Below are 17,459 nucleotides of genomic sequence, written 5' to 3'. Positions count from 1 at the left end.
GAACCGCGCAGCCGCACCGACACCGGCTCCTGGCAGCGCGACGCGGAGGGCGCTCGTGGACGCCGCGCCGCCCGTCCGCGCGGCCCGGAAAGCCAGCGCGAGCCCCGCCGTGGCCTGGACGCCCAGCGCGGCGCCGGCATGCCGCGGCGCGAGGGCCCGGCGGCGTACGCCCGCAGGCGCGAACCGGACACGAGCTGGACCCGCGAGCTCGAGTCGGGCGCCTGGCACCGCGACCCGGAGTCGGACGTCTGGCTCCGCGACAGCGACACCGGCCAGTGGCATCGCGCCGAGGTCGACGACGACGAAGACGACGAGGACGACCGGGACGACGACGGAGCACCTCGCCGCAGCCGGTCCCGGTCCCGCTCGCGGGACGACGCCCCGGGCGGTCCGCTCGCGCTGGAAAGCGGCGAGCCCCGGCGCCGTCGTCGCGCGGCAGAGGACGACGATGAGCCCGGCGGAAGCCCGTGGGGTGGCGGCCGCGAGCGTGGGGACCAGCCGGGCGGCGACGGCCGGGGTGGGGGTCGCCAGGGCGTCGGCCGCCGGCGCGCCCCGGAAGCGCCGCTGCAGCTCAGCGCCGCCCCGGAAGCGCCGCTCGATCCGGAGATCTACCGCCGCGACGGCGAGGCGATCACCAAACCCGTCCTCGGCGGCCGCCGCGAGCTGGAGCCGGGCCCCGCCACCCGGCAGCGTGACGCGGGTCCGGCCGAGCGTCCGACCTCAGCCGTCCCCATGGACCGTCCCGTCTCCGCGGCGCCCGGCTCGTGGGATGCGCCCGCGGATCGGCCGATCTCCGCCGTACCCGACGACCGTCCCGTCTCAGCGGCGCCCACGAACCGGCAGCAGGACCGGGACGAGCCACCCGTCTCCTCCCAGCCCGGGCGCGCCCAAACCCCGACCCGGCCAGTCTCGTCGCAGCCGGGGTACGGCCAGTCCGCGGCCCGTCCGGTGTCCTCGCAGCCGGGCGCGTGGCGTGCCGAGGCCCAGGCCGCGGCCCGCACGGACTCGTGGCGCAGCCAGATGCGCGCCGAAGACGGCATCGCCGCAGCTTCCGCCCCTGTCGAACCGGCCACGAACACGGATTCCTGGCGCAGCCAGATGCGCGCCGAGGACGGCATCACCGCGGGGCCACCCCTCGGCGAGGCGGCCGCACGCACCGACGCCTGGCGCAGCCAGATGCGCGCGGAGGACGGCATCGCCGCAGGTCCCGCGTCTGGCGAGGCGGTCACGGAGATCCGGCCGGCCGGCGAACCCGCGCCCTGGCAACAGCGCGACCGCGGCGCGGCGACCTATCGCGAGGCCGGCACGGCCGACTGGCGGCGGGAACTCGCGGAGTCCAGCGACCTCGCCGACGGGGAGTCGCGGCGCTTCGGCACCAGCGACTTCGTCCCGTTCCGGCCGCCGTCGAAGAACGGCGCCTCCGCGTCGGTCAAGGTCCCGGCCGCCAACTCGGCCTCCGCGAGCGCCACCGAGATCATCCGTACGGGCGCCAGCTGGCAGGACCCTCCGGACACGGAATGGCCTCCCCGCGGCGCCGTCATGACCTCCGCGGCCGGCACGTACGAACGCCGCCCGGTGAGCACCCTCTCGTCGGCGGCGGCGCGGCAGAACGACCTCCTCGAGCCGGAGGAGGAGCTGGAAGAGGACACCGGCGGCCCTCTCGCGGCGGTCGGCTACACGGTCGTCTGGTACGGCGTACCGGTCGTGCTCTTCGTCCTCTACATGCTGGTCCTCAACGGCACGCAGCAGGCGCACGCGCTCAGCACCCTCGCGGACGCGGCGCCGCAGTTCGGGCTGTCCCTGGTGCTCAGCATGCTGGTCGCGGTGGGGCTGCGATGGGCGAGCGGATCATGGAAGGCGGCGAGCGTGGGGCTGGCGGCGGCGGTGATGGGCGGCGGGCTGGCCACGGTGCTGACGTCCGCGATCACCGGCCAATCGCTCAGCTGACGAGCAAAACGCCGCCTTCGGTGGGGGGGTGGTGCAGGTGAGCGCCGCCGGCAGACTCCCACGGGGCCCGCAGGCCGGTCGACGCAAGGCCAGAGCGGCCCGGCCCGCGCAAGACCAGAGCGGCCCGGCCCGCGCAAACCAGAGCGCCTGGCCGGCGTTGTCTCACCGGCGGTGGGATCGTCGTTTCGGCGGGGGACCGGCACCCATCCGGCAGAGGGGCCGTCGCTGCGGCGAAATGGTCCGGAGAGACGGTTCGGGCCGGTGCCGGATCGGCTGCCGGCCGCCGGCTGCCGGCTGCCGGCTGCTGGCTGCTGGCTGCCGGCCGCGATGGTGAACAGCGCGGCGCGGGTGCTGCTGCCGCTGCCAGCGGACCGCGCTGTAGACGTAGAGACCGTTTCCCGTGACTGGGTCGGGCGGTCGTGGAAGGCCCGAGCAGCCACAGGCCACGTGACTCTCGGCGGCCCCACAGAGCCGTGGTTCTTGGCCGTGGGCGCATCCGGCCACGCTGCGGGAGGCTTCGCCGGTGGCGCCGTACGTGTGACAGCGGCCGGATCTGCACCGGGCGGGACCGGGAAAAGCGGAAAGCGCGCCGCCCCGGAGGGTGGCGCGCTTTCGTGGCGCTGGTGTTACTTGGCGGCGACGACGTTCACGGGGAACGCGGCGGTCACCTCGGGGTGGAGCTTGACCTGGACCTTGTACGAGCCCGTGGTCTTGATGTGGCCGGGCAGCTCGAGGCGGCGCCGGTCGAGGGACGGGCCGCCGGCGGCCTTGACCGCGTCGACGATCTCCGCCGGGGTGATCGAGCCGAACAGGCGGCCGCCGTTGCCGGAGCGGGCCGACAGCGTGACCTTGAGGCCCTCGAGCTGGCCCTTGACCTCGTTGGCCTGGCCCAGGTCGCGGATCTCGCGGGCGTCGCGGGCCCGCTTGATGACCGTGACCTGCTTCTCGGCGCCCTTGCTCCACGGGATCGCGAAGCCCTGCGGCAGCAGGTAGTTGCGGCCGTAGCCGTTCTTGACCTCGACGATGTCGCCGGGGGTGCCGAGGCCCGACACCTCCTGGGTGAGGATGATCTTCATCTTGGTGCCTCCCCTCAGCGCGCCGTCGCGGTGTACGGCAGGAGCGCCATCTCGCGGGCGTTCTTGACCGCGCGGGCGATCTGCCGCTGCTGCTGGGAGGTCACACCGGTGACGCGGCGGGCACGGATCTTGCCGCGGTCGGAGATGAACTTCCGCAGGAGCGCGGTGTCCTTGTAGTCGATGTAGGTGATCCCGTCCTTGTCGAGCGGGTTCACCTTCTTCTTCGGCTTGCGCAGTGCCGCAGCCTTGGCCATTGCTCTAACTCCTGAACTCAAGAAAGCCCGTTGCGGGGCTTAGAAGGGAGGCTCGTCGTCGAAAGAGGAGCTGCCGCCGCCGGAGCGGTTGTTCCCGGCAGGTGCCGCCGTCGCCCACGGGTCGTCGAAGGAGGACGAGTTGCCGCCCCCGCCGCCGCCACCGCCGGCCTGCCGGCTGCCACCACCGCCGCCGCCACCGAAGCCGCCTCCGCCGCCACCGGACCGGTTCATCTTCTGCACCTTCGCCGTGGCGTAGCGCAGGGACGGGCCGATCTCGTCGACCTCGAGCTCGTAGACGGTGCGCTTCTCGCCCTCGCGGGTCTCGTAGGACCGCTGACGCAGCCGGCCTTGCACGATCACCCGAGCGCCACGCTGCAGCGACTCGGCGACGTGCTCGGCGGCGTCGCGCCAGATGTTGCACGCGAGGAAGAGTGGCTCGCCGTCTTTCCACTCGCCCGATTGCCGATCCAAGGTCCGCGGCGTCGAGGCGATGCGGAACTTGGCGACCGCCGCACCCGAAGGGGTGAAGCGCAGCTCAGGGTCGTCGGTCAGGTTGCCGACGACCGTGATGGTGGTTTCTCCTGCCATGATCTTCTCCTCGCCGCTTCTCTCGTTCGCGCACAGGCTCTCAGAGCCCTACGACAAAAACGAGGGTCAGCGGGTCTCCGGCCGGATGACCTTGGTACGCAGGATGGACTCGTTGAGCCGCAGCTGACGGTCCAGCTCCGCCACGGCCTCGGGCGTCGCCTGCAGGTCCACGACGGCGTAGATGCCCTCGGACTTCTTGTTGATCTCGAACGAGAGCCGGCGACGGCCCCAGACGTCGAGCTTCTCGACCGAGCCGCCCGCGGTCCTGATCACGTTCAGGTACTGGTCGAGCGACGGGGCGACGGTGCGCTCCTCGAGCGAAGGGTCGAGGATCACCATGAGTTCGTAATGACGCAAGACGTTCTCACCTCCTGTGGGCTTAACGGCCACGGTCTCTCCGTGGCAGGAGGTCTTGTGTCGGTCGCAGAAAGAAACCGTGGGCACTGTCTCCCACGGCGAGTCACTGCGAACCGAGCCAGCATACCCGCGCCGAGCTGGGCATCCAAAAAGAGAGCCCCGTCTGGGCGACGGGGCTCTCCTCGTGGAGCCGCGGGGCGTCCGGTCCGCATTCGCTGGGTGGGACCTGGGGAGGAACGACCACACCGATGAGGTTGGAACGGCCGCCCCGCGGAGCTTCTGGCCGACAGTCTACGCCATGTTTGTCCGTGATGCACGTTGCGACACGATTGCCCGAATTGCTCCAGCCGCAACCCCGGCCACGCAGATGCTCGCGATCACGGCGAGCAGGCCGAGCGGCCTGGAGTCGGCCATCGGCTCCATCGCCGCGACCGGCTCCGCCGCGGCCATCTGCGTCGCCGGTCCGGCCGTCCGGGCGGGCGCCGTCTGCGTCGCAGCCGACGACAGATCCACCGTGGGTACGCCGGGGAGCACCGTCTTGTCCTCACCCGGGGGCATCCCGGAGAACGTCGGGACGCCGGCTCGCGCCGTACCCGTGGTGGTCCGGTTCTTGAGACGCGACGTCGTGCCGCCCTGCGGCATGGACTGAGTCCCCCGGCCGCGATTCACGATCACCGTGTCGCGCGGCTTGAGCGTCGGCCGGGTGACCGGGCCGGGCCGCGACGGACGCTGCGGAGGCGTGGTGACGGACCCGGATCCCGGCGCGGACGCCCCACCGTCGGAGGCGGGCGGCGAAGTCGGCCCGCTCGGTGCGGACGACTCCCCGTCGGTGTCGCCCCCAGGAGGCACCGGGGTCGGGTTGGGCGTGGCCGACGGCGAAGGGGTCGCCGTGACGAGCACCGGAGTCGCCTGATCGGTGAGAGCGCAGTTCGGGTTGAGCGTGACGGCCGTCGTCCCGCGCCGGAACACGACCTCGGTCGAACCGTCGTCCGGGATGGACCCCTTGGAGTCGCCGTTCAGCATCAGGTTCGCGCCGCGACCGGTGCGGTTGACCACCCGTACGGTGCTCTCCGCCGGCACGGTCATCGCCCCGACCGAGGGGGTGGACCGGCAGGACAGCCCGAGCATCCCGCCGCCCGCGAACACGACCTGGCGGCCACCTCCCTCGACCTGCTCGGCGTTCGCCGTACCCGTGGAGACGACCGCCGCGCCCAGCAGAAACCCGCCCATCACGATCGCCGTCACCCGGTGTCGGACTTGCCGCGACATGCCACCATCTCCCAATTCGTCGTGCGATCCTTCGATTAACGACGTCTTGTCGACCCCGGTGACGCGTTCGGTGGTGTACCCGCGACGGAAGGTGAGCGTCGTACCCGCGTCGTAGGCTCGGTCCATGCGCATCGGAGCCCATGTCGATCCCGCCGATCCCCTCGACGCAGCCGCCGCCCGCGGCGCCGACGCCGTCCAGTTCTTCCTGGCCGACCCGCAGGGCTGGAAAGCCCCGGCGGCCCGGCCCGACGCCGAGGCGCTGCAAGCGTCCGACGTGGACGTTTACGTCCATGCGCCATATGTGATCAACGTGGCGACGCTGAACAACCGCATCCGCATCCCGAGCCGCAAACTGCTGCTGACACACGCTCGCGCCGCCGCCGCGATCGGCGCCCGCGGGCTGATCGTCCACGGTGGACACGTCAACGCCGGCGACGACGTCGCGGTCGGTTTCGACAATTGGCGCAAGACCTTCGCGTATGCGGAGAAGGAGGGCGGCCTTCCGCTGCCGATCCTCATCGAGAACACGGCCGGCGGCGACAACGCCATGGCCCGCCGCTTCGACAACCTGGCCCGCCTGTGGGACGCGGTCGGCGAGTTCGGGGCGGGCTTCTGCCTCGACACGTGCCACGCCCACGCCGGCGGCGAGGAGCTGCTCGACATCGTCGACCGGGTCAAGGCGATCACCGGCCGCATCGACCTGATCCACGCCAACGACTCCAAGGACACCTTCGACTCGGGCCGCGACCGGCACGACAACCTCGGCAATGGCAAGATCGACCCCGAGTTGGTGGTGGCGGCCATCCGTGCGGCGGGCGCCCCGGCGATCGTCGAGACCCCCGGCGGCGCCGAGGGCCAGGCCGCCGACATCGCGCTGTTGCGCGAGGCTTTGAAGCGCGAGCAGACGGGCAGCTGAAACCGGCGGCACGAGGGAGCGGAATGACGACCGAGCAGCCGCAGGTCGGCGCCCGGGATGGGTCCGGGACGGGCGAAGCGGGCGCGGCCGGCCGGCCGGGCGTCCCCGAGTCCGCGGGCGCCGGGCGCGACGCGGCACCGGCGAACGCTGCGAAGCCTGACGCCACCGGCGTCGAGGCGACGGCTGGAAGTCCTGGTGCCGCTGACGTCCACAAGGCCGCCTTGCCGGAGACCGGCACCGCGGGGAAGCCGCAGCCGGCCGGCGACCGCGAACCCGGCCCTGGGGAAGCCGAGACCGGCGCCGGAGGGTCCGAGCGCGGCGAGGGGAGTAGGCCCAGGATCCGCCGATGGGCGGGGATGCGGCGCGGCCGGGCCGCCAAGGCGGCCGAGCGTGCCGAGGGCAAGCACGCGCTGCGCCCCGCCGTGCCGCCACAAGCCCTTCCGAAGGACGAGCCGGAGCCCGCTCCCGTGTCCGGCACGCAGGGCCCTGGCTCCGGCATCGCGCCGAGCGAGGCGGCCCCGCCCGCCGGCAAGACGAGCGCTGCCGCCCCGCGCACCGAGAAGCCGGGCGCGCCGATCCAGCCCGCCGAAAAGCCCGGGCCGCCGGCTTCGTCCACCGCCAAACCGGGCGCGCCGGTCCAACCGGCAGAGAAGCCCGGCCTGCCGGCTTCGTCCGCTGACAAGCCCGGCGCAACGCCCGGCCAGCCCACCCCGCCTACCGCCGGAACCGGCGCAACGCCCGGCCAGCCCGCCACGCCCGCCGATGAAGCCGGCACACCGGCGGAGCCGGCCTCGACCACCGGCCGATTCCGCCGCCGCAAGCCCGCCCTGCCCACGACCCGCCCGCCCGGAGCCCCGCCCGACCCCTGGACGGCCTTCGCGGAGACCCCGGACCGCCAGCCCGGCCGCTTCCGTCGGGCCCTGCGCGCCGCAGGCCGGGCGCTGATTCACGAGTACGCCCTGGTCGTCTACGGTTCGCTGCTGCTGGCCGTACTGCTGACGTGGCCGACGCTGCGCTATCCGCTGCATACCGTCCCGCAGGACATCTGGGATCCGTCCCGGCAGGCGTGGCAGGTGTCGTGGGCCGGGCATGTCCTGATCACCGACCCGGCGCGGTTGTGGCAGGCGAACGCGTTCTTCCCCGAGCGGTACAGCTTCGCCTTCGGCAGCAGCCTGCTCGGGTACGCGCCCGCGGGAATGCTGGGCGAGGGTCCGCTGGCCGCCACGCTCCGGTACAACATTCTGTTCGTGCTCGCGCATGCGTTGCTGGCGATCGGCGGGTACGCGCTGGTGCGGCAGCTGGGCGCCGGGCGTACCGGGGCGGTGGTCGGGGCTGTCGCGTTCGCGTACGCGCCGTGGCGGCTCGCGCAGGAGGGGCACCTCGACATCGTGTCCGCCGGGGCGATCCCGTTGGCCCTCGCGATGCTGGCGCGAGGGCACGGGTGGTCACTGCGGTACGGGTTCCGCCCCGGACGGCGTCACGCCGGGTGGGCGGCGGCCGGCTGGGTCGCGGCCACCTGGCAGGTCAGCCTCGGGTTTCCGCTCGGGCTGCCGTTCGCGTACGTGCTCGCCGGGCTGATCCTGGTCGTGGGGTGCGCCGTGCTGGTGCGGCGGCTGCGGCGGCGGTCGCCCGTACCGGTGCTGGGGTGGCGCCTGCTCGTCACCGACCTGCTCGGCGCGCTCATCGTCGCGGGGGTCGGCGCGCTCATCGCGGTCGCGTACCTGCGGGTGCCGGACACCGGGCCGGCCGGCACGGAGATCGGGTTCTTCTCGCCGCCCGTACGCAGCCTGCTGATCGGCCCTGCGGAGTCGCGCATCTGGGGCGCGCCGCACGCCGTGGCCCGGCAGTCGCTGGCGTGGCCGGCCGAGATGAGCCTGCTGCCGGGATTCGTGCTGTACGCCCTCGCGCTGGTCGGGCTTGTCTTCTCCGTCTGGCGCATGTGGCAACGCCTGCTCCTGCTGGCCGCCGTCCTGGTCAGCGCGGTGTTCACGCTGGGCACGACCTTCTTCGAGGGCCGCTGGACCTACCTTCCGCTCTTCGGGCACCTGCCGGCCTCTTTCGGCGTACGCATTCCCGGCCGGTTGATGGTGTGGGTGACCCTGTTCCTCGCGATCCTGGCGGCCGGCGCGGTCGCCGAGTTCGTACGCCGTGCCGAGCACCTGGCCGCGTCGCGGATCCCGCCGTGGCCGGGGCCGGGACCCTGGCTGCGGCTGGCGACGTTCGTGCCGCTGCTGCTCGTCGTCGGCGAGTCCTGGAACGCGACGGCTCACCCGGTCGTCCCGGAGCAGCCCGCGGCGATGCGTACGGTCGCCGGTCCGATGCTGGTGCTGCCCACCGCGTCGCTGACCGACCAGACCGTGATGCTGTGGTCGACGACGCGCTTCCAGCAGCTGGCGAACGGCAGCGGCGGCTTCGCCCCGCGAAGGCAGTCGGAACTGCGCCGGTCGGTCACGACGTTCCCCGACGCGACGAGCGTCCAGTACCTGCGGGGGCAAGGCGTCGGGACGGTGCTGCTGCTGCGCTCACAGGCCGCGGGTACGCCGTGGGAACGCGCGGGCGATCTCCCGGTCGACAGCCTGGGCATCACCCGCGAGGACCTCGACGACAACTCGGTGCTGTTCCGCCTCAGCTGACCCGGGCCGGCTGCGAGCCGGTCGACGAACCGCAACGCAGCGGTCGACGAGCCGAACGCGAGTGCGCCTGGGGCACCATCGCGGTCACCGTGTCGCAGAACGCGCCGCGCTGCGACTCGTTCTGCGAGCCGGCCCGGACGCAGCGACGCCCGTCAACAAGCCCCGGCCGCCGCAGCCCGAGGTCAACGGAGAGCCGTAACCCCAGAGGCGTGGGCGGTTACCCCACACGCGTGGGCGGCTACATCACAGGCGTGGGCGGCGGCGACGCCTCGACCGGCTGCGCGGCCCGTGGTTCCACGTGGAACACTCGCCGCAAGGACGTCACCCACCCGGCGTCACCGGCCCCGTCGAGCACGCCCCCGTCCGGGTCGTCCTCGTACGTGCTCCGGACCGGGTCCAGTTCGGGCCGCCAGATCTCGCGGATCACCAGCCCGACCAGCACGGCCACCGTGATCAGACGCAGGCTGGAGGCCAGGACGAAGGTGCCCTCGGGGATGACCGGCTTGCCGCCCGCTCCCAGAAGTTCGGCGTAGAAGGCGGTGAAGTAGCCGATCTCCGCCACCGACCAGGCGATGATCGCGCCCCAGCGGGGACGGGCGAGGACGATCAGCGGGAGGAGCCAGAGAACGTATTGCTGGGACCAGACCTTGCTGAAGATCAGAAAGATCGCCACGAAGAGGAATGCCACCTGCGCGACGCGGGGGCGCCGGGGTGCCAGCACGCAGAGCACGGCGACGGCGATCCAGGCGAGGATCGTCAGCGCGTACGACAGGGCGTTGAGCGTCGGCACGTGGTCGCTGAGCCACTGGAACGGACCCTGGTCGCCGGCGCCGCCGGTGTTCCACTTGGTGTCGAGGTAGCGGCCGACGTACCAGAGCGTGCCCCAGTCGATGGGCCGGGTGCGGTTGAGGTCGAAGAAGCGGGCGAAGCTGTCCGGGTACAGGATCGCGATCGGGACGTTGGCCGCCAGCCAGGCACCGACCGCGGTGGCCACGGCGGCCCAGAAGGCCTGAAGGCGCCGCGATCGCAGGGCGAGCACGAAGAGGGGCCCGAAGATGAACAGCGGCCACAGTTTCGCGGCGCCGCCGAGGCCGAGGAGGATTCCCGCCAGCCAGGGCCGGCGCCGCGCCCAGGCGAGCATGCCGAACATAGCCAGGCCGATCGCGAGGAAGTCCCAGTTGACCGTCGCGGTGACCAGCAGGATCGGGGAGAGGGCGAAGATCGCGGCGTCCCACGGCCGGCGGCGGCGCAGGGCCAGGATGACCGCCGCCGACGCGACCGCCAGGATGGACAGGACGAGCGCGTTGGCGTTGTAGAACCACTTGCCCTGGTTGATCTCCGGATACTTCTGGCCGAGGGCGTGCACGGGCAGGCCGAGCGCACCCATGAAGTAGCCGGTGACGACCGGGTACTCGACCGGGTGGTCGCGGTACGGCACCTTGCCCTCGTTGAGCCCTTCGGCGTAGTAGAGCGCCAGCACGTCGGTGTAGCAGAACCGCGTGTACTGGACGTTCTTCTGCCAGTCGCCGTCCTGGCAGGGCGACTTCTGCACCCAGCTGAACGCGAGCGTCAGGCAGACCAGCGCCAGGATGATCCGCTGCGCGGTCCAGAAGCCTCCGCGCCGGGCGCCGGGCCGGACGGCGTGTTCACCGATCGGGCCGCCGATGGCCTGCGAGAGTCCGCGGACGAAGCCGTCGGACTCGGCGGGCAGGTCGGTCCGGTCGGTGTCCGACGGCGAAGTCGCGCTCATGACTCCGCATCATGCCGCATTCCGGGTCCGAAGTGACGGTCCCCACCCCTGCGGGGAAACCATCCACGTCCTGGCCGGACGCCGCGCTGGCACCGGGGAAGGCGCCGGCACCGGGGAAGGCGCCGGCACCGGGGAAGGCGCCGGCACCCAGGGAAGGCGCCGGCACGCGGGAAGCGCCGGCACCCAGGGAAGGCGCCGGCACCCGGGGAAAACGGACCGGCGCCCACCTCCAGGGGTGAGCGCCGGTCCGGCGTGGATTCGCGTACGGTCAGCCGCCGCCGTTCTGATTGTCGCCGGTCTGGCCGCCACCTATGCCGGGTCCGGTGCCGCCGGGTGTGCCGCCGGGCAGCGTGTTCTGGTCGCCGCCGTCGTTCTGTCCGCCGTTGCCGTCGGTGTTGTTGCCGTCGTTGTTGCCGTTGCCGTTGCCATTGCCGTTGTCGCCGTTCTGGCACTGCTGGGGCGCGATCCGGCAGATGAAGCTCTGGTCCGGCGGCTGCTGCTCCTGGGTCGGCGGCGGAGGCGGCGGGGCCACGCCGTTCGCGTACGGGCTGTTCGGGTCGCCGGTACGGACGCGGTCCGGGAAGCTTTCCTGCTTCATGTCCAGCGCCTTGGTGACGCTGTTGATGAACTTCTCCCAGATGGCCGCCGGCGTGCCGGAGCCGAACATGTCGCTGTTGCCGTCCTTGAGCTCGACCTTGTTCCTGGCGCCACCGACCCACACCGTGGCGGCGAGCTGCGGGATGCCGCCGACGAACCAGGTGTCACCGCTACCGGTGTGGTTGTCCTTGCCGTCGTCGAACTCCCAGGTGCCGGACTTGGCGATCGCCGGGCGGCCGTTGCGCAGGGTGTTGTTGGCGTGCCCCGGGATCTTCGCCATGACGCCGGAGAGGTTGGACATCTGGTCCTTGTCGAAGACCCGCTTCGGGGCCAGCTTCTCGGACTTGACGACCTTCTTCTTGCCCGTGTCCGGGTCGACCGCCTTCACCGACTTGATGAAGTGGACCTTGTTGCGGATGCCCTGGTTGACGATCGTCGCGACGCCCTCGGCGTGCTCGAGCGGCACGACGTGGTACTGACCGAAGGCGACCTCGTTGTCGAAGTAGCCCTTCTTCATCCACGTGGACTTGTCGGTGTCGTTCAGGTCCACGACCGGCAGCTTGTCGCTGTCGGGCCACATGTGCTGGATGCCGGCATCGCGAGCGGCCGCGATGACCTTGTCCCGGCCGATGCCGTCGGCGATCCAGTAGAACGGGAAGTTGTACGACTTGATCGTCGCCGTCTCGAGATCACAGTTCCGAATCTTGCCGCCACACAGCGAACCCGGATCCGCACCGGCGTTGTTGATCTCCCGGCCGCCTTCGCGCTTCTTGGTGCTGTCCCAGATCGTGTCGAACGAGATGTTCTCCCGCAGGCCGGCGGCCAGCGTGTAGATCTTGAACGTCGAGCCGGGGGACTGCCCGCGGCCGCTGAAGCCGGTGCCGTCGCCGTTCATGTAGCTGCCGTAGTCGGTGCCGTTGGGGTCGTCACCGGCGTAGTAACCGAGCACCCGGCCGTTGGTCGGATCGATGCCGATGACCGCGGCCTGGTAGGACTTCGGCTTCTCGTGCATCGGCGACTCGTCGCTCTTGCGCGAGCCGGCCTCCTCGGCGGCCTTCTGCACCTCGGGGTTGATGGTCGTCGTGACCGTGTAGCCGCCGCGCTGGAACTCGGTCTCGCTGATGCCCATCTCGCGCAGCTCGGCATTGACGTGGCGCATGATCATGCCGACCGGCTTGTCCGCGGCACACGTCTTGCAGCCACCCTTCGAGGGCGGCTTGACCTTCGGGTACTTGCGGGCCGCGTACACCTCGGGAGAGATCCACTTCTCCTCGAGCATGTTCTTCATCGTGTACTCCCAGCGGTCTTTCGCCGCCTGGAAGTTGTAGTTGGGGTCGTACCCCTTGTGGCCGCCGTTCGGGTCGGGCTCGGGCTGCTTGATGATCGAGGCGAGCACGGCCGCCTCGTACGGCGTGATCGCGTTCTTCTGGTCCTTGGGCGTCATCACCGACTTGCCGAAGTAGCCCTGCGCCGCCGCCTCGATGCCGTACCTGCCCTCACCGAGGTAGATGTAGTTCAGGTACATGCCCATGATCTCGTTCTTCTTGTATTTGCCCTCGAGCTTGCGGGCGAGAACGGCCTCACGGAGCTTGCGGTTGTAGCTGATGGCCTTGAGGTCCGCGGCATGCCGGGCGTACTGCTGCGTGATCGTCGACGCGCCCTGGGTGCTGCCACCGGTGAAGTTGTTCCACGCGGCGCGGACGATGCCCTTCATGTCGATGCCGTTGTGGCGGTAGAAGTTCTTGTCCTCGGCCGCGGCGACAGCGTGCTGCACGATCATGTTGATCTTCGGCTGCGGCACGATCGTGCGGTTCTGCTCGCCGAGCCGCGCCAGCACGTTGCCCGACTCGTCGAGGATGACGTTGGTCTGGATCTCGGTCTTCTGAGCCGGGAGGTCGACGTCGTCCCAGAGGTAGGTGCCGCCGACCACGCCGGCGCCCAGCAGGATCACCAGAACCGCGGCGGCGGCGGTCAGGATGTTGGTGCGCCGCCGCTTCTTGGCCGCCTTGGTGAGGATCTTCGCGGCGCTGCCACGCTTGCCGTTGCCGGACGGGTCGCCGAGGTCGATGTTGCCGCCTCCGCCGACCGCGGGCGAGACGGGGCGGACGGCGGCGCGGGCCACGGAGGCCCGTCCACCGGCGCCGGCGGCGGACGCCGTACCCACGGAGGCGCGGCCGCCGACCGACGCGCGCGCACCCACGGCACCGGTGCCGGCGCCCACGGACGCGCGGCCGGCGCCTGCCGGGGCGGCGCGGCCGGCCACCGAGGCGGAGCCGACGGAGGCCGCGCCGCGGGGCACGGCGCCGCTGACGGAGGCACGGCCGCCGGCCGGGCGCCGATAGGCGTCGGGCGCGGGGCGTTCGTCGTAGCCGGACGGGTCGTCGTCAGGCGTGGAAGCAGCGGACGGCCCGGGCACTCGGGCCCGGGCGCGTGCAGACTGCGGATCGCCGTACGAGTTCATTCGGTTACACCTACCGGTCGCGGTGGCGCGCCCGGGGAGCCCTGGAGGGGCTCCCGCCGGCTGGGCCACGAGCGGACATTCTGGGCTGCATCCCCGCAGCCGCCCTGTCGGATGTCAAGAATGACCGATTGCGGCGCTGGATGCCCGTGTCGGTCGGGGTCGCGTCAACGTTAGCGACGTTGAGGGCGATCACTGTCGGCCCTCCCGGCGATGTGACGACGACCCTGTCTCGCGGTGGCGGCCCGAGGCGGACGCGGCGGCTGCGGCCGCGCCGTTGTCCAGTTCGTCGGCTTTCAGCGCGTCCCTGCCGAGCAGGTACTGCTCGATCAGATGGTTCCACGCGCAGGACTGGCACACCTCGACCACGAAGACTTGGAACTCACGCAGCGTCATCGCCAGGACCGGCAGCTCGGCGAGCTTGCGGGCCTGACCGGCGGACTGCTTCAGCTCGTCGCCGTAGATGTAGTGGACCAGGGTGAGGTTGTCGCGGCGGCAGACCGGGCAACGCTCGTCGGTCGGTTCGCCGTGGAACCGGGCTGCGTTTCTCAGGTACGGCGAGGCATCGCAGACCTCGAGGGTCCCGACCTTGCCGTTGTGCACGTCACGCAGCAGCGCTCGCTTCTGTAGCGAGTAGTCGACGACCTGCCGCTGCGTGCGCATGGCGAAGAGAGTACGCGGTCCGGTCCGGAACGGCGACAGCCATCACACAGCGTGGCGCGGCGACTGCGCTACAGGCCCGGCCTTGCGGTACGCCACGCGCCGACCTACGGTTGCGATGTATCGGCCCGATACATCGCAGCGATTACCCGGTAGATCAACGGCAGGGAGGTGGCCCGGTGCTGGAACTGGCGATCCTCGGCCTCCTCCAGGAGGCCCCGATGCACGGGTACGAGCTGCGCAAAGAGCTCGCCACCAAGCTGGGCACGCTGCGCGCGGCGATCAGCTACGGCACCCTCTATCCGACCCTCAAGCGGCTGCACAGCGCCGGCTGGATCAGCGAACAGGCGACCGAGACCGACATCGTCCCGCCGATGACGAGCAAACGGGGCCGGATTGTCTACAAGATCACTGCCGAGGGGAAAGAGCGTTTCGCCGACCTCCTGGCCCAGGCGGGCCCGGAGACGTACGACGACGCCGGCTTCGGCGTGCACTTCACCTTCTTCTCCCGGACCGACCGGGCGACCCGGCTGCGCATCCTCGAGGGGCGTCGCCGTCGCATCGAGGAACGCCGGGAAGGCCTGCGGGACGTGCTGGCTCGCGCCGGGGACCGGCTCGACGCGTACACCCTCGAACTGCAGCGCCACGGGCTGGACGCGTGTGAGCGCGAGGTCCGATGGCTGGAGGAGCTCATCACGAACGAGCGCTCCGGCCGTACCCCGTCCGCCGCGACGGGTGGCACTTCCGATCCCGCAGCCGGACCGGCTGCGGAAGCACCCCCCGAAGAACCGGCTCCGCATCGGGACCGGCCGTGATGAACAAGGAGGCAAACGCGATGGGCTCCGTCCGCGTCGCCATCGTCGGTGTGGGTAACTGCGCCTCGTCCCTCGTGCAGGGCGTGGAGTACTACCGGGACGCCGACCCGAACGACCGCGTTCCGGGTCTCATGCACGTGACCTTCGGCGACTACCACGTCAACGACGTGAAGTTCGTCGCGGCGTTCGATGTGGACGCCAAGAAGGTCGGCATGGACCTGGCCGAGGCGATCGTCGCCAGCGAGAACAACACGATCAAGCTCACCGACGTGCCGCCGACCGGGGTGACCGTCCAGCGTGGACCGACCTTCGACGGTCTGGGCACGTACTACCGCGAGATCATCGAGGAGTCGTCGGCCGAGCCGGTCGACGTCGTCAAGGCCCTCAAGGACGCCGAGGTCGACGTCGTCGTCTCGTACCTGCCGGTGGGTTCCGAGGAGGCCGACAAGTTCTACGCGCAGGCCGCGATCGACGCCGGCTGCGCGTTCGTCAACGCCCTGCCCGTCTTCATCGCCTCGGACCCGGTCTGGGCGAAGAAGTTCGAGGACGCGGGCCTGCCGATCGTCGGCGACGACATCAAGAGCCAGGTCGGCGCGACGATCGTGCACCGCGCGCTCGCCAAGCTGTTCGAGGACCGCGGGGTCGAGCTGCTGCGCACGTACCAGCTCAACTTCGGCGGCAACATGGACTTCATGAACATGCTCGAGCGCAGCCGCCTGGTCTCGAAGAAGATCTCGAAGACCCAGTCGGTCACCTCGCAGATCCCGCACGAGATGGTCAAGAGCGACGTGCACATCGGCCCGTCGGACCACGTGCCGTGGCTCGACGACCGCAAGTGGGCCTACATCCGGCTCGAGGGCCGCAGCTTCGGCGACACCCCGCTGACCGCCGAGCTCAAGCTCGAGGTGTGGGACTCCCCGAACTCGGCCGGCGTGATCATCGACGCGGTGCGCGCCGCGAAGATCGCGAAGGACCGCGGCATCGGTGGCCCGATCCTCTCGGCCAGCTCGTACTTCATGAAGAGCCCGCCGGTGCAGTACAACGACCACGACGCCAAGGAGGCCGTGGAGGCCTTCATCAAGGGCGACGTCGAGCGCTGAGCTCACGGCGAAGGGCCGGATCGCCCTCGCGATCCGGCCCTTCGCCGTGCCTGGCGACGGTCAGAGCCGGGGCCGGTGCAGCTCCTTCAGGGCACGGGTGACGATGAACAACTGCTGGGCCACGTCGCGGAGGGCTTCGGTCAGCTCGCGCACCCCGATGTTCTCCTGCACCGCCGCGCCGCGGCCGTGGACGCCGCGGAGACGATGTTCCAGCTCCCGGGTGGCCGCTTCGGGACCGATGTCGAGCTCCGAGTCCAGCCGTGCCCGCAGTTCGGCGAGGACTTGTACGGCATCGCCGTTGCGCGAGCTCCGGTGCAGAGCCTCGGCAAGGGCTCGATGCAGCACCTCGTGGTACGGGTGCCGGGCCGTCCAACCGGTCAGCCGCTCGACCATCTCGGCGTGCCGGCCCTGCTGGAAGCGCATCCGGAGGAGAGCGAGGCAGGCCCGCATCCGCTGCTCCTCGAGTTCTTCGGCGTTGACAGCGAGCGTGGTGGAGTCGACGTCCTGCAGGGCCGCCCCGCTCCAGAGGTCGAGGGCCTGCTCGAGGTGCTCAGCCGCCCGTGCGACCTCGCCCCGCTCGGCTTCGACGCCGGCCCGCGCACAGATCTGCCGGAAGACATAGCTGTCGATCTCGCTCTCGTCCACCTGCATGGTGTAGGCCGACGCCCTGCGCCGGATGCGGCAAGCGCCGGCCACCGTCGTGAGCGCCGACTTGAGCATCCCGATCGAGTTCTGGATCTGCTGCCGCGCCGTGGCCGGCGGTTCGTCGGCCCAGATGACGTCGATGAGCCGGTCCGTCGAGACGAACCCGTTGGCATCGAGCAGGAGAGCGGCAAGGATTTTCTGGGGTCGTCCGTGGCCGATCGGGAGATGATCGCCGTTGTGTGAGATCGCCGTCACTGGACCCAGCAGCGTATATATCAAGTTTTCCCCCGTACTCCGGCGCCCCCGCACGCATGCTAGATCACGCATCGTAAATCTTCAATGCCATTGGGTACGGGCGGAACGGCGCACGACGAGGCCGGGCGACACGGTTCGA

Annotated in this window: 13 protein-coding genes and 1 pseudogene; 5 read left to right on the top strand and 9 right to left on the bottom strand. The window is 71.0% G+C overall.

Features of this window, described 5'->3' with window-relative positions; all coding sequences use genetic code 11:
- A pseudogene (locus AB0K03_RS18595) lies at positions 1-1,947 on the top strand (hypothetical protein); the annotation flags it as partial.
- A gap of 626 nt (positions 1,948-2,573) precedes the next feature.
- Here the strand turns inward: AB0K03_RS18595 and rplI are convergent.
- The 5 genes from rplI to AB0K03_RS18570 all read right to left on the bottom strand — a co-directional run bounded on the left by rplI (position 2,574) and on the right by AB0K03_RS18570 (position 5,491).
- Positions 2,574-3,023 carry a 50S ribosomal protein L9 gene (rplI, locus tag AB0K03_RS18590; RefSeq protein WP_364686201.1) on the bottom strand — a complete coding sequence of 150 codons (450 nt, stop codon included), beginning with the start codon at positions 3,021-3,023 and terminating at the stop codon, positions 2,574-2,576.
- Between the two features lie 14 nt (positions 3,024-3,037).
- Positions 3,038-3,277, bottom strand: a complete 240-nt coding sequence (gene rpsR / locus AB0K03_RS18585; RefSeq protein WP_007073789.1) for a 30S ribosomal protein S18 — start codon at positions 3,275-3,277, stop codon at positions 3,038-3,040.
- Positions 3,278-3,316: 39 nt separating this feature from the next.
- The gene (locus AB0K03_RS18580) at positions 3,317-3,865 is read right to left on the bottom strand and encodes a single-stranded DNA-binding protein (protein ID WP_364686198.1); all 549 of its coding nucleotides are present in this window, start codon (positions 3,863-3,865) and stop codon (positions 3,317-3,319) included.
- 66 nt (positions 3,866-3,931) lie between these two features.
- A complete protein-coding gene (gene rpsF / locus AB0K03_RS18575; protein ID WP_067509699.1) occupies positions 3,932-4,222 on the bottom strand; it encodes a 30S ribosomal protein S6 in 291 nt (96 codons plus the stop codon).
- Positions 4,223-4,513: 291 nt separating this feature from the next.
- Entirely contained in the window at positions 4,514-5,491 is a 978-nt protein-coding gene (locus AB0K03_RS18570; RefSeq protein WP_364686194.1) for a hypothetical protein, read from the bottom strand.
- Positions 5,492-5,615: 124 nt separating this feature from the next.
- On the opposite strand from AB0K03_RS18570, the gene AB0K03_RS18565 reads away from it, so the two are divergent.
- Complete coding sequence (locus tag AB0K03_RS18565) at positions 5,616-6,407, top strand: deoxyribonuclease IV (protein ID WP_364686191.1); 792 nt, start codon at positions 5,616-5,618, stop codon at positions 6,405-6,407.
- Positions 6,408-6,763: 356 nt separating this feature from the next.
- The gene (locus AB0K03_RS18560) at positions 6,764-9,040 is read left to right on the top strand and encodes a hypothetical protein (protein ID WP_364686188.1); all 2,277 of its coding nucleotides are present in this window, start codon (positions 6,764-6,766) and stop codon (positions 9,038-9,040) included.
- Between the two features lie 238 nt (positions 9,041-9,278).
- Here the strand turns inward: AB0K03_RS18560 and AB0K03_RS18555 are convergent, their stop codons facing one another.
- The 3 genes from AB0K03_RS18555 to AB0K03_RS18545 all read right to left on the bottom strand — a co-directional run bounded on the left by AB0K03_RS18555 (position 9,279) and on the right by AB0K03_RS18545 (position 14,508).
- Positions 9,279-10,790 (bottom strand): glycosyltransferase 87 family protein, encoded by a 1,512-nt coding sequence (locus AB0K03_RS18555; RefSeq protein ID WP_364686185.1) that lies wholly within the window; start codon positions 10,788-10,790, stop codon positions 9,279-9,281.
- 268 nt (positions 10,791-11,058) lie between these two features.
- Positions 11,059-13,848: a transglycosylase domain-containing protein gene (locus AB0K03_RS18550; RefSeq protein ID WP_364686182.1), complete on the bottom strand. Its 2,790-nt coding sequence runs from the start codon at positions 13,846-13,848 to the stop codon at positions 11,059-11,061.
- Between the two features lie 189 nt (positions 13,849-14,037).
- Positions 14,038-14,508 carry a DUF5318 domain-containing protein gene (locus tag AB0K03_RS18545; protein ID WP_364686179.1) on the bottom strand — a complete coding sequence of 157 codons (471 nt, stop codon included), beginning with the start codon at positions 14,506-14,508 and terminating at the stop codon, positions 14,038-14,040.
- Positions 14,509-14,684: 176 nt separating this feature from the next.
- Here AB0K03_RS18545 and AB0K03_RS18540 point away from each other — a divergent pair, with 176 nt between their 5' ends.
- Together AB0K03_RS18540 and AB0K03_RS18535 are read left to right on the top strand one after the other, a co-directional pair.
- Entirely contained in the window at positions 14,685-15,320 is a 636-nt protein-coding gene (locus AB0K03_RS18540; protein ID WP_364686176.1) for a PadR family transcriptional regulator, read from the top strand.
- 20 nt (positions 15,321-15,340) lie between these two features.
- Positions 15,341-16,420 (top strand): inositol-3-phosphate synthase, encoded by a 1,080-nt coding sequence (locus AB0K03_RS18535; RefSeq protein ID WP_364686752.1) that lies wholly within the window; start codon positions 15,341-15,343, stop codon positions 16,418-16,420.
- A gap of 60 nt (positions 16,421-16,480) precedes the next feature.
- On the opposite strand, the gene AB0K03_RS18530 is transcribed toward AB0K03_RS18535, so the two are convergent.
- Positions 16,481-17,320, bottom strand: coding sequence for a BTAD domain-containing putative transcriptional regulator (locus AB0K03_RS18530; protein ID WP_364686173.1), 840 nt, complete (start codon positions 17,318-17,320; stop codon positions 16,481-16,483).
- Between the last annotated feature and the right edge of the window lie 139 nt (positions 17,321-17,459).

Origin of the sequence: Actinoplanes sp. NPDC049316, from assembly GCF_040677315.1 — a bacterium.
GTDB lineage: Bacteria > Actinomycetota > Actinomycetes > Mycobacteriales > Micromonosporaceae > Actinoplanes.
Note: the sequence above shows the minus strand (reverse complement) of the source record. Positions and strands in the feature narration are given on the sequence as shown.